This window comes from Algoriphagus taiwanensis (assembly GCF_036245645.1).
Lineage (GTDB): Bacteria > Bacteroidota > Bacteroidia > Cytophagales > Cyclobacteriaceae > Algoriphagus > Algoriphagus taiwanensis.
Genome location: NZ_BTPE01000010.1, coordinates 87,518 through 99,297, shown reverse-complemented (window position 1 = coordinate 99,297; position 11,780 = coordinate 87,518). Strand labels below are relative to the sequence as shown.

11 protein-coding genes are annotated in these 11,780 nt (G+C 45.5%); 6 read left to right on the top strand and 5 right to left on the bottom strand.

From position 1 onward, the window contains the following. Positions 1–3: 3 nt before the first annotated feature. From AAA938_RS14170 to AAA938_RS14160, 3 genes are read right to left on the bottom strand one after another with little or no spacing between them, the layout of a single operon-like run. Positions 4–720, bottom strand: coding sequence for an MBL fold metallo-hydrolase (locus AAA938_RS14170; protein ID WP_338229400.1), 717 nt, complete (start codon positions 718–720; stop codon positions 4–6). Positions 721–774: 54 nt separating this feature from the next. Beyond that, positions 775–1,575 carry a gamma-glutamylcyclotransferase family protein gene (locus AAA938_RS14165; protein WP_338229399.1) on the bottom strand — a complete coding sequence of 267 codons (801 nt, stop codon included), beginning with the start codon at positions 1,573–1,575 and terminating at the stop codon, positions 775–777. Positions 1,576–1,578: 3 nt separating this feature from the next. Further along, on the bottom strand, positions 1,579–2,610 hold the full coding sequence (locus AAA938_RS14160; protein WP_338229398.1) for a hypothetical protein: 1,032 nt from the start codon (positions 2,608–2,610) through the stop codon (positions 1,579–1,581). Between the two features lie 217 nt (positions 2,611–2,827). Here AAA938_RS14160 and AAA938_RS14155 point away from each other — a divergent pair, with 217 nt between their 5' ends. After that, positions 2,828–4,975 (top strand): alkaline phosphatase family protein, encoded by a 2,148-nt coding sequence (locus AAA938_RS14155; protein ID WP_338229397.1) that lies wholly within the window; start codon positions 2,828–2,830, stop codon positions 4,973–4,975. 58 nt (positions 4,976–5,033) lie between these two features. On the opposite strand, the gene AAA938_RS14150 is transcribed toward AAA938_RS14155, so the two are convergent. Then, a complete protein-coding gene (locus AAA938_RS14150; RefSeq protein WP_338229396.1) occupies positions 5,034–5,957 on the bottom strand; it encodes a DMT family transporter in 924 nt (307 codons plus the stop codon). 97 nt (positions 5,958–6,054) lie between these two features. Between AAA938_RS14150 and AAA938_RS14145 the strand changes: the two genes are divergently transcribed. The 5 genes from AAA938_RS14145 (at position 6,055) to AAA938_RS14125 (ending at position 10,816) form a co-directional block, all read left to right on the top strand. Next, entirely contained in the window at positions 6,055–6,549 is a 495-nt protein-coding gene (locus AAA938_RS14145) for a GNAT family N-acetyltransferase (protein WP_338229395.1), read from the top strand. A gap of 80 nt (positions 6,550–6,629) precedes the next feature. Next, entirely contained in the window at positions 6,630–7,148 is a 519-nt protein-coding gene (locus tag AAA938_RS14140) for a hypothetical protein (RefSeq protein WP_338229394.1), read from the top strand. Between the two features lie 52 nt (positions 7,149–7,200). Further along, a complete protein-coding gene (locus tag AAA938_RS14135; protein ID WP_338229393.1) occupies positions 7,201–7,749 on the top strand; it encodes an RNA polymerase sigma factor in 549 nt (182 codons plus the stop codon). Beyond that, positions 7,736–9,043, top strand: a complete 1,308-nt coding sequence (locus AAA938_RS14130; protein ID WP_338229392.1) for a hypothetical protein — start codon at positions 7,736–7,738, stop codon at positions 9,041–9,043. The genes AAA938_RS14135 and AAA938_RS14130 overlap by 14 nt, the downstream gene beginning before the upstream one ends. Positions 9,044–9,196: 153 nt before the next feature. Next, positions 9,197–10,816, top strand: a complete 1,620-nt coding sequence (locus AAA938_RS14125; protein WP_338229391.1) for a mechanosensitive ion channel family protein — start codon at positions 9,197–9,199, stop codon at positions 10,814–10,816. A 58-nt stretch (positions 10,817–10,874) separates the two neighbouring features. Here AAA938_RS14125 and AAA938_RS14120 read toward each other — a convergent pair whose 3' ends face one another. Further along, the gene (locus AAA938_RS14120) at positions 10,875–11,576 is read right to left on the bottom strand and encodes a DUF4397 domain-containing protein (RefSeq protein ID WP_338229390.1); all 702 of its coding nucleotides are present in this window, start codon (positions 11,574–11,576) and stop codon (positions 10,875–10,877) included. Positions 11,577–11,780 lie beyond the last annotated feature (204 nt).

Genomic DNA, 11,780 nt, shown 5'->3' with positions numbered 1-11,780 from the left:
TGTTTAAATATTGAAAAACCGGTTGAAAGTCTCATGATAGGTCTTGGTAGCCTCCCCAATGAAGGGATACCCATGACCGCACAAGGCATGTTCAAATGGGATTTCTTTTAGTCTGACAAAGTCTTCGGCCTGGGGCTGGCATTCCTGCATCCAAGCCAATCCTAAATTGCCGGATTTAAAGAAACCGATTTCCTCCATAGTGGGTATAGTGCTTTCGTCAAAAAACTCGTCGGGTTCGACCCAGTTTTGCAGGGAATCGCAGGCGATCATGATTCCCCCTTCCCGGTCCAGACGAATGATGGACTCAGGTCTTTTGGAAGTGCGAAATACGAAAAGGGAAGCATCCTTGAGAGGAAGTGGTCCCCCTTCAACCAACTCGTGATCAACTTTGAGCCCTTCTTGTACTCTCATTCCGGGCATGGCCCAGAATTCGGCTCCATATCGATCCACGTAGAAGGGATCGTCTACTCCATGCATATCGCCAATCCGGACGACATGGGTTACTTTTCCCAAACTTTCGAGCTCTTTCAAGCCTTCTTCTCCAAGCCTGACGGTATTGATCAGGGTGAGGTTTCCGTTTTCTCGGACCACGGTCATGTTGCGGCTAAACTGCCACATCGAACCGAAAAACTCATTTTTCATGGTGCCCATCACAAAGAAGACGTCTGGCAGCACTTCTTTGATTGGCCCATGGGGCATGGCTGGGTGGTAATTTTTCATAAGATATATGGGTATGATAAGGTAGAAATAAGTTTACAATCTTAAAAGTTAAATTCATTTGGGATGGGAATCATAGTTAAGTTTCCCGGCGTAGGTAAATTCTTTCCCGTAGGCATGTAAATAGGTGTTGAGGTATTTTTTAGCTCCATCAGAAATGTCTCCTGAAAGGAAGTCTGAAAAGGTTTCTTCTCCGGTACTGGAATCGTGTCGTTTGATGTGGAATAGGGTCATGTCTTTTCCCCCGAAGATGGGCCATAAGGAATGCAGCTCCCACCTAGCCTTACTCATATCAAAAACTTCTCCGCAGAGTCCGGTGAGCATGGGATGATCGCTTAATGTTTTTTCATCCCAGCTGGGGAAATCACCCTCAGGAGCCTTGAATACAGGAAAATCAGGGGAGAGAAGAATCTGCTGGCCTTCCAGTTTTTTGATATACTTTTCGCTTAATCCTGCCGTGCGGGCTCCATGCAGAATGAGATTTAAATACCGTCGGGTAGGAAGGAGTCCTGGCTTGACAAAGGCCGGGAGGCCCACGTAGGCCCAGGCTTTGGCCAATCCGGATTTGGTTTGGACTTCGACTTCTACCCGATCATAGCCGATTCCATAGGCTTCCAATTGATCCAACTGTTTCAATTGGCTATCTGGGCAGGAGTAAAAGTTGCCTTCCACCTGATCGCCGGGGTTTCCGGTAGGCCGGATATTTCCCATTCCTCCCTCATGCTCAAACCAATGCTGTACGCTGAAATCCAGTTTCCATCCTTTCAATATTGCTTTTTGGGTATAAAGGGGCGTGACCCCTTTGGCACGAAGGGAAATCAGATTGAGATTCGAGCCATATCCAAAATAGTTGAACATTCTTTAGGGGTTGAAGCTGTACTCTTGGTCTTCCTGAACCATGATTTTTTTCAATCTTGGATTGTCCGTCCAGAAATTAATCAGGTTTTGAAGCAGGGCCTCAGGGTTTTGGAAAGGGTATCTTGCCATATGTGCTTGCCAACCGGCTGCCACTAGGTCCTGTACCAGGATTTGTCTCTTTTCAGGGCTGTCAGGCTTGTCAGCATAGTACAAGTACTTGCTCGGGTGGTTGGCACAAAGGACGGGGGTGGTGCAGGATTTTCCTTCTTTAAGGTTCAGGTAGATCAGAGAGAGGGGGTTTAATGTTCCCTTAACCCGATCAGGAAACGTCTGCTGCAGCCATTCCATGACCGGTCCACCATAGCCTACCACTGGCTGAGTCACTCCGTTGCCCAAATCAGAAAGCCGGGCATTCAGCATTTTTCTGACGTAATCTGCAAAAGTGCCGTTGAAGTGATCGATTCCCTCATTGTCTCCACCCGGTGCCCCAAGGGGTACAAAATCCACGATGCTTTCTAACAGTGAAAAACGGGTTCGGGAAAATCGATTGTAGCCCAAAAGATTTTCCCAGCGGCGATTGGTAGGAGAAAAGAGATAGTCCAAGTAGACGAAGGTCTCAATCGGCGGGAAATGCAGTAATTGGATTGATCTTGGTCTGGCCAGAGAAAGGCCCCAGGGTAAAATAAAGCGCATTTCCTTACCGGTGTCTTGGATGACCTTTTGGATGGCAGCTTCATTTTGCTCATAGATTTGCAGTCCCAATTTGCCAGCTTCCAAAAAGGCAGGAATCTTTTCGCAATACACTCTCAAATCATGATGGGGACTGGAAAGCTTCAGATTGAATTGGTCTCCGATCTTCCACACCATAGCCCATGCGCCAAAATAGCCGTCTCTTTCCAGGGTTTGGTTGAAAAAGTGAGCCATGAAAGTCTGAAGAGTCGTCAAATTGGAGTTTTGGAGTCCCTCTGAGTAGGAGAAAAGCCGGGTAAACAAGTCCTCGTCTCCATCTAAAATGATATCGATGCTTTTTTTCATAATTGGATAAAAATTAGTTTGAATGAATTAAATTTTGAAAATAGACTCCAAAAAAGAGAATCTTCTTTAGTGGAAATAAATTGAATTAATTTTAGTGGAATTTATCACTTTTTTCAGAATATTTTATTTTTTATTAGTTTTTGTTCTTACATTTCTTTAAGCCGAATCAAAATCGGCAAATTGATTTTTACCATTTTCAACTAACTCATTTTCAATTATGTCTGCCTACCTTATCGGCCGAAGTGCCAACTCCAATTCCTATTTAGTTTGGAAATTTTCACTGGCGAATGGCCCTATCTTTGAACAAGTCCCTCTGGACTCCTCTGCCCAGATTCCTTCTACCCACAGAATCACCCAGATTGGGGGATATTTACTGGAGTGGGGGGCTGGCTTGGATGCTGTCAATGGGAAAAATTATCCCTACAAGCTTTTGGAATTTGACCCCACCTCCAAGGATCCCCTAAACGGTCCTGCCGTCCAGCAAGGCGTCTGGTCTTCCAAAAAGTTTTGGAACTATCGAAGTCATTATTCGAATGATCCGCATGAGCAAGACCATCTGCCACTTTACTCTATGGGCAATTTTATGCTCTTTTTCGTGGGTGGGGCAGGCAGAGGAACTTACATGCTTTACAATTTTGACCCCAATCCTGCAAAACCCAATTCTTCGGACCCTTTGCCTTCCACCTATCTTCCTCAGGGGGGATTTCCTACCATTCAGGAAGGACACGACTTGATCTATTTGAATAATTATGTGCTGGATCGCCATGTTCTGGAGTCCTCCTACAGAATATGGAGTTTTGATCCTATGAATACTGTCCCTCTCTCTATCCCCGAAGTAAACGGAGGAAAATGGGCTAAAATCACACCGAAACACCGAATCATCGGATTAGGAGATCATCTGCTCACCTGGATTCCCGGGGAAAGAGATTATACCATCTGGTCTTTTTCACCCACAGCCAAAGAACCTTTGAAAGCAGTGGTAACCGGGCAGGAACTACCTTGTGAAATGGCGGAATATTCTTCTCTGACCTATTTCCAGACAAAGGATGCAGTAAGCTCAGCCCAACCAGCTCCCGGTACTATGGACTACTTCCGCACCAAGATCAAGCATGTGGTCTTTTACATGCTGGAAAGTCGTTCCTTTGATAATGTGGTCGGCTGGCTTTATGAAAAAGACAGATCGGCTATCCATACCATCGGCAAGGATCACCCTTATGTGGGTGTAGATCCTGACTTTTACAATTGGGATGGAGATAAAAAAGCCTATCCCAAGAAATTTAATGACGGCAAGCCGAGTGAGGACATAGACCTATCCGACCAGCGTCAGGATCCTTTTCATGACAATTCAGATGGACTTCAGCAGATGTTTTATGAGAAGGTTCCGGGTTATCCTGCCGGTAAAAAGCCGGATATGAAGGGATTTGTGAGGAACAATTCCTCTACGGATGTGATGAATACCCTTACTCCAGATCAACTTCCTATTCTGAACGGACTGGCAGAAAACTTTGCCTCGAGCGATGAGTGGTTTTCTTCAGTACCCGGCGGGACGGATATCAACCGATCATTTGCTTTGACTGGCTCTGCGATGAATAGACTGGACACCTGGGAAGGAGGAAGCATCTATGCCAACTGGCCTCAATATCCAAGAAGACAGTCGCTCTGGAAAGTGCTTTGGAACCAAGGTATCAGCGATTGGAAAATCTACAATGCCATCGAATGGCAGGGTGTTCCTTTCACCTACCACCTCTATCTGAATGGTCAGATTCCTAGTGTGGATTCGGATACCAAGGATTACATTGATACAATGAATAATTTCCTCCAGCAGGCACAGGAAGGTAAATTGCCGGCTTTCAGCTTTTTGGAACCGGTCTGGATCGCACCAAACGGGACTACTTCCTATCATCCGGGTGCAGATATGGTTCCTGCTGAGAAGGCACTCAATGATGTCTATGAAGCCATCAAAAACGGCCCGGCTTGGGAAGAGACGCTATTTGTGGTCACTTTTTCGAAGCCGGGAGGGATTTGTGATCACGTTCCGCCTCCTTACGCCAACAAGCCTTGGCCAAATGATTTGAAAGATGGTTTTAGATTTGACTTGATGGGCCCGAGAGTTCCGGCGATTATGGTTTCTCCTTGGGTAAAACCGAATACCGTATTCCGTTCAGCGGGAGAGGTGCCTTACGATGCCACCTCTTTTGCGGCTACTTTACTTCATTGGTTTGGGATTCCCAAAAACCAATGGGGACTTGGAGAGCGAATGGATGCAGCGCCTACATTTGAGTCGGTTTTCGAGGAGGAGCAGCCCAGAAAGGATGCGCCTACATTGACTCCTCCGTCTGATAAGTCCTTTCCAAGTAAGAAATAACCCCTATTTACCAGCCAACCTCCTGAAAAGTCAGCCATTTAGGCTGGCTTTTCTGCGTTTAGTGGGTGGTGGATTCCTCGGAACTTTTACCCAAAGTCAGCAAAATCACTGTAGCCAAAATCAAGCCTGTTCCCAACCAATCCAAACCCAGGAAACTGACTCCAAGCCAAAAAACCGCTGTAATCGCAGCAGAAAGCGGCTCCACACTTGTCAGCAGGCTTGCCTTGGTAGCGCCGATGATCGTTACGGATTTGAGGAAAAAATAGAAGGCCAGTACTGTCCCGAAGACGACGATGTAGGCAAAGGCAGCCCAGGTCTGCCAATCCCAAGTGCCTGAAAAGTACCAAGGCTGGGTGAATAGGGAAAAGGTAATTCCTCCGATCAGCATACCCCAACCCGTCACCGCAGCTGGCGAAAACGTTCTGAGCAAACCCACGGGCTGAATGGTGTAAAAAGCCAAAGCCAAAGCGGATAGTATTCCCCAGAAAACAGCCTTTTCAGAAATAACGAGTTCTTCCAAAGAGCCGTGCGTGACTAGAAGAAAGGTGCCAGAAAGAGCCAGAAATAATGCGGCATATTCTACCAAAATCGGCCATTTTCGGTTTTTGATGGCGTAAAAAGCGACCACGAATACCGGGCCGATATACTGAAGGATCGTTGCCGTAGCAGCATTGGAGAGGGAAATGCTGTAAAAATAAGTGTATTGGACAGCCACCATCCCAAGGATACCAAAGAGCAGAAGGCGAATGGCATTCTTGGGTTTTCTCCAGATTTCGAAGGCGGTTTTTCTTTCCTGAACCAAAGAAAAGCAAACCAAAATCAAACCTGCAATAGACATCCTCCATGTCACCAACCAAGCGGGATTTAATTCCCGATTTTCAAATAAAAACTGGGCACAGGTGCCCGATATTCCCCAAAAAATAGCTGATGAAAGGGCCATGATAATTCCCGGTATTTTCTGATAGGAAGTAGGCTGAGGCATAGGCTAGGTGTAAAAGCTAGCGAAGATACCTGAAAAATCTTCAGACCAAGTTTGAATTACTTGGCTTAATTTGAACTGAAAAACAAAATCCGTCAAGATGAACCCGAGTTTGGAGATTAGACCTGCAAAAAAGAGCGATGAAGACGCCCTTTGGGCTGTGATTGAGCCTATTATCCAAGCAGGGGGTACCTACGTGTTTTTCCCTAACTCATCCAAGGAAAAAATGATGGGCTATTGGTTGGATGAAGATAAAAATACCTACATCGCTCTGATGGAAGGAAAGGCAGTGGGTACATTTTATATCAAAGCCAATCAGCCTGATTTGGGAGATCATGTGTGCAATGCGGGGTTTATGGTAGATCCGGGTCAAAAGGGGAGAGGAATAGGTAGGGCTTTGGGTAGTTTTGCCCTGAAAGAAGCCAAAGCATTGGGGTTTCAGGCCATGCAGTTTAATTTTGTGATCTCCACTAATCATTCTGCCGTTAGCCTTTGGAAAAGTCTGGACTTTCAGGTAATCGGAGAACTGCCTGATGCTTACCGACATCCTGTGCAGGGACTCGTTTCCGTCTTGATATTTTATAGAAAACTTTGAAAGATGTCCTTGTCGATTTTTGTTTGAATTGTAGCATCTCTTAGCTACTTCTCGTCTACATCATAAAAACAAACCAACCTATGAAATCCCTGCTAAGGATATTCTTGTTGTTATTCTTCGTTTCCTGTGCTGAGGAAGGGGATATGGATTCTCCTTTTTTGGGAGTTTCTTATGAGGTGAGATTTGACCAAGTGCGGTTTCAGGTCAATCAAAAGCTGTATCAACAGCTCAACTTTGAGCGGGGAAGCAATAACTTCTGCGCCAATCTTGGCGAAATCCGGGCAGTCAAACGAACCGGAAACGAGCTTCAACTGGTCGTCAGAAGAAATTCATCCTGCAATGGAGATTATCTTTTGGTTTGGGATGGGGGCGTGCAGGAAAGCATGCCGGAGCGAGTTCAGCTTTACCTTTTTCCTCAGTTTACCAATTGTGGGTCGACAAGCGGCAATACGGTAAATGATACCCTGAAAATCGACTTAAAAAGGGCATTTATGCCACTTCAGGAGAGTGTGGTAAACCGAATGAGTATCTATATCCGGGAAAACTGCAACTTCTTTGATTTTAATTGCGAAGGGGATTGTGATTTGGAAAAAGATTGATCGGAGGTAAGCTAGGCTTGATTTAATTACTACTAACGGGGCAAGATTTGATTTGAACTGGTCGGACCAAGAGTTGATTGACGGTTGCAAACGTCGATCCAGAAAGCATGAAGAAGTGTTTTTCAAGCGCTACTATGGCTTTGTCATGGGGATTGGTCTCTCCTATGTCAAAAGTCGGGATCAGGCCCAGGAAATCACTCAGGATTCCTTCCTGAAATTTTTTGATTCCCTGAAAAAACTGGAACAAGCTCCTGCCGTCAAGCCTTGGCTGAGAAGAATTACCGTCAACACAGCCATTGATTATTACAGAAAAAATAAACGTATACAAAACCACGAGGAAGCAGACGGCGAAACGCCCGTTTTCGACCCCGTATATGCCCCGGACGACCTGGCCTACGAGGAGATTCTCAAGCTCCTCTACCAGCTGCCCGAGGACCAGCAAATTGTCTTCAACCTCTATGAGGTGGAGGGATTCAGTCACCGTGAGGTAGCTGAGCAGTTAAACATAACCGAAAGCTCCTCGAGAGTTTACCTGACGCGGGCCAAAACCAAGCTCCGTCAGCTGATCAAATTACATCTGAAAGAATATGCAGGAAGATAATCTGGATAAATGGCTCGCAAAGAACCTGCGAAGGCATCAGGACAATGATCCTGTTCCTTATGAGGAAGGGGCCTGGGAGGCTTTTCAGGCCAAAAGAGTCGGTGTAGGGTTCAAATTTGCCTACTGGGCAGGGGGAATGGCCGCGTCCCTTTTGATTTTCCTTGCGGCTTATTTTGCCTTGGATATGGGCAAAATCGGAGAATTAAATCCGACAGGACAGGAAAATCTCGCCGAACAAAGCCTCAATGAACCCGTTCAGGAAAATCCGCTCAAAGAAGAGATTAACTCTCTCGCAGAAGATAATTCCCCGTCACCTGAAACACAGGAAGTCAAGCCTCAGGAGACCTCCCCACAGCTTGCGCTAAATTCCGACCCTGGAAAGCCTAAAGCTAATTTTGATCACAAGAAAAACGGACAGCCTTTGCTCCTGGCCGAAAAAGAAGATGCTGCCGGGAAAGAAACAAAAGCTACACCATCGGAAATGGAGTCGAAGGAGGAGCGTAGGTCCTCCACTCCAATTGCTGAAGCGAAAATGAGTGCGGAGGATTCACTCACCCAAAGCAAAGTCGAGGCGCTTAAGAAACAAATTGCCGAATTGACCGAAGCGGAGGAGAAACAGCCCACAAGTGCAGATGAATACCGGACACGAACCCTTTCCTTGGGCTTTAGTCCCGGAGTAAGCAGCTCTCAAGCAGACAATCAGTCCATCTCCGGTACTTCCTTGGGCTTGGGAGCTCAGGTAAATTGGGCCTTGGGTGAAAAACTTGAACTTGGCTCGGGAATGGGGGTCAATTTCTTCAATCAATCTGACCAAGGGGAGAGCTTTGTGCAGATCGCCAACGCTTCCTATCCCGTGCGTCAGGAAGTGGATGTATCTCAGGTGCAGATTGATATCCCGCTATTCGTCACCTATCCGGTCAATCGTCGGCAATCGATCGCCATACAGGCAGGGTTCTCTAATCTGATGGCATTTACCAACAAAGCTCAGCAAGAGAACAGCTATCTCCGTCAAGTGGCAGTATTTGATGCTCAGTCTGCCAATTCTGATGGATTTACGCTCAGGTCTGAATCAGTATCTAGTCTTTCTACAGTGGACACTCCATCTTCCCGCTTTATTCCATTTGCTACGGCTAATCTGGGAGTAAATATTGTGGTTTTGGAGTCTAAGAAAGCTGCCTATCTGTTGATGCCGTTCTACAATTATCCTTTGCAGGATATCTCTGGCACAGGGAATAATCCCGGCTTTTTCGGCGCAGCTCTGAAAGTCAACTTTGGTACGGTCCAAAAGAAATAAAAAAACCGAAAGCTAAACCAACGACACACCCTGAAGCTATTCGGGGTGTTTTTTTTGATCTAGTATCCCGTTTTATGAAATTTTTGCCCTAGCGATACCACCTCCCCAAAAAGATATTTTTTTCTTCTAAATTCATTTGGAATTATAGCTCCTATGAAAAATAATTATTCGCGGATTCTCATTATCCCTGTCCTGTTATTTTGTCTTTTGCTTGCCTCTAATGGGTTTTCCTTTCAGCAGGAATCTACCTCAAATCAGCCACCCCAAGCAGAGCAAAATATCGGATTTCCTGTACTCGGAGCTTTCCAAGATACCCTGTTTACTGTTTATTCCAGATTGGGGTCTCTTACTGCCGAGGAAAGAGCCAAAAGAATTACCGAGAGAATCCAAAAACTTGCTACCAATCCACGCTATGTGGCTGATTCCCTTCAAATAGAGGAATTGGAAAATGGATACGATATCCTATACAAAAACGAAATAATCGGTACAGTAACTCAACAGGATATCCGGGATGACCAATATGATATCCATAGTTTGGCTATAGCTGTCCGGGATGTAATCAATCAGGATATTCTTAACTACCAGGAGGAAAACAAAGTAGAAGCCTGGATAAAACGGATATCCCTTGCCCTTTTAGCGATTTTGGCGGCAGTCCTTATTTTTATTTTGATTCATAAAGCCACCCACAGACTTGTCCATTGGGTCTCTTCAAAAGGTAGCAGGGTGTTTAGGGATTTGACCTATAAGGGATACACCTTCCTCACCAGCGATCAGGAAAAAGGGCTGACTATTCAACTGATTAAAATCCTGAGGTGGATTCTCGTTTTGATTTTACTCTATCTCTTGCTGCCTATCCTCTTCAGTATTTTTCCAGCCTCTGAGGACTGGTCTGATGATATTCTTAGTTGGGTCTTGAATCCAGTCAGCAGAATATTTGAATCTACATTGGATTATCTACCCAACTTATTCAGCATTTTGGTAATCATAATTTTTATGAGATACCTGATTCGCTTTGTCCGGTTTATTTTCCGGGAGATAGAGCTGGAAAGACTTCAGGTGGCTGGTTTTCATCCTGATTGGGCAATGCCCACCTATAATATCGTCCGTTTTCTGCTTTTGGCGTTTACCCTTGTTTTGATTTTTCCATATTTGCCCGGGTCAGATTCTCCGATTTTCAAAGGGGTCAGTGTATTTGTCGGGGTGATTTTCTCTTTGGGTTCTTCCTCAGCGATCACCAATATGATTGCCGGCTTGGTGATCACTTACATGAGGCCATTCAAGCCCGGGGACAGGATAAAGATTGCAGATGTGCAGGGCGATGTGGTTGAGAAGACCATTTTGGTCACCCGCATCAAGACTCCCAAAAATGAGATCATTACCATCCCCAACTCCTCAGTTTTGACAGGAAATACCATCAACTATTCCCTTCAAGCCGAAGGCCAAGGCTTAATTCTTTATACTTCGGTCACTCTGGGCTATGATATTCCCTGGAGAAAAATCCATGAAACCCTCATCGAGGCTGCTTTGGCCACTGAATATATTGAAAAAGACCCCAAGCCTTTTGTTCTCCAGACAAGCCTGGATGACTTTTATGTCTCCTATCAGATCAATGCCTACACCAAGCAGCCCAATAAGCAGGCGATCATTTATTCCCATCTTCATCAAAACATTCAGGACTGCTGTCAGAAGTACGGGATAGAAATCATGTCTCCCCATTACCGGGCCAATCGGGATGGTTCTGATTCGACTATTCCTGGTGGAGAGGGGAAATAAAAAAATCCCGAAGCCCACCCTAGGCTCCGGGAAATTCAGTCAAAAAAATGAGGCGTCTTTAGTAAGCGATGTAATTGGTGATCAGCTGAATGTCTAGTTTTTTGGGGCCTGAAGGTTCGCTGCTCATTCCCCTTACCACCAGCGTATACACCCGGTTTCCTTTCAGGTCTAAGGTTCCTGAGGTGAGTAGGGTTTCTCCGGTTTCAGAGGACTTGATTTTTAGGATTGTATTGCCCGGAGTCAGTTCCAGATATTCCGATACATCCTTGAATGAGGATTCTTCTAGGAGGGGAGTGCTTGTATCATTGACAAAAAGGTCCACTGATTCCGTATCGGCAGATAGGTGGACAAATCTCAGCTGGGCTTGAGTGGCACTGGGTTCTTCCCAAATATCTTTGACCAAAAAGGCATCCAAAGCGGCAGTTTCATTGATTACAAAAAGGGAGTAAACTGAATCTGCTTTCAATTCAAATTCTTTTTCCAGGAGAGAACTTGCCGAATTGACTGCTGCAAACCGGAAATCCCTTTCGCCGGGGAAGAAGGGACTGTATCCCAAGACTTGGGTAAACTCCATAGGATCACGGTTGACTCGGTTGGCATTGGCAAAGATATCCATAGCCGGTGCATCCGGGGAGCCTTGATAAATGGACACGTAAGCTGTGGGTGGGAGTGGGGTGTTTTCCAGATTGTCAAAGCAGGAACTCATCAGGAGGGTGCCGCTCACCGCCAAAGCGGAAAAGATGCTCTTTGTTACTCGCATAGTAAGTGGGTTTAGTTTTAAATATGCTCTCAGGACGAATAGAGGCTGTTTTTCGCTTCAGAGAAAATGAAAATAATTTTCATTGTGCATGTAATTCCCTGAGGGATAGCCGACTTGTTCCAAAAAAAAAATCTCTCCAAATGCTGAAAATCCTTCCCAATTGTACTGGATAAATCAGAACTTGTAAGCAAACCTGCGGAAACC

Excerpts from the sequence above, each read along its gene's own strand:
- AAA938_RS14155 (WP_338229397.1), top strand. The coding sequence starts at position 2,828 with ATGTCTGCCTACCTTATCGGCCGAAGTGCCAACTCCAATTCCTATTTA.
- AAA938_RS14125 (WP_338229391.1), top strand. The coding sequence starts at position 9,197 with ATGAAAAATAATTATTCGCGGATTCTCATTATCCCTGTCCTGTTATTT.
- AAA938_RS14165 (WP_338229399.1), bottom strand. The coding sequence starts at position 1,575 with ATGTTCAACTATTTTGGATATGGCTCGAATCTCAATCTGATTTCCCTT.
- AAA938_RS14140 (WP_338229394.1), top strand. The coding sequence starts at position 6,630 with ATGAAATCCCTGCTAAGGATATTCTTGTTGTTATTCTTCGTTTCCTGT.
- AAA938_RS14145 (WP_338229395.1), top strand. The coding sequence starts at position 6,055 with ATGAACCCGAGTTTGGAGATTAGACCTGCAAAAAAGAGCGATGAAGAC.
- AAA938_RS14130 (WP_338229392.1), top strand. The coding sequence starts at position 7,736 with ATGCAGGAAGATAATCTGGATAAATGGCTCGCAAAGAACCTGCGAAGG.
- AAA938_RS14120 (WP_338229390.1), bottom strand. The coding sequence starts at position 11,576 with ATGCGAGTAACAAAGAGCATCTTTTCCGCTTTGGCGGTGAGCGGCACC.
- AAA938_RS14160 (WP_338229398.1), bottom strand. The coding sequence starts at position 2,610 with ATGAAAAAAAGCATCGATATCATTTTAGATGGAGACGAGGACTTGTTT.
- AAA938_RS14150 (WP_338229396.1), bottom strand. The coding sequence starts at position 5,957 with ATGCCTCAGCCTACTTCCTATCAGAAAATACCGGGAATTATCATGGCC.
- AAA938_RS14170 (WP_338229400.1), bottom strand. The coding sequence starts at position 720 with ATGAAAAATTACCACCCAGCCATGCCCCATGGGCCAATCAAAGAAGTG.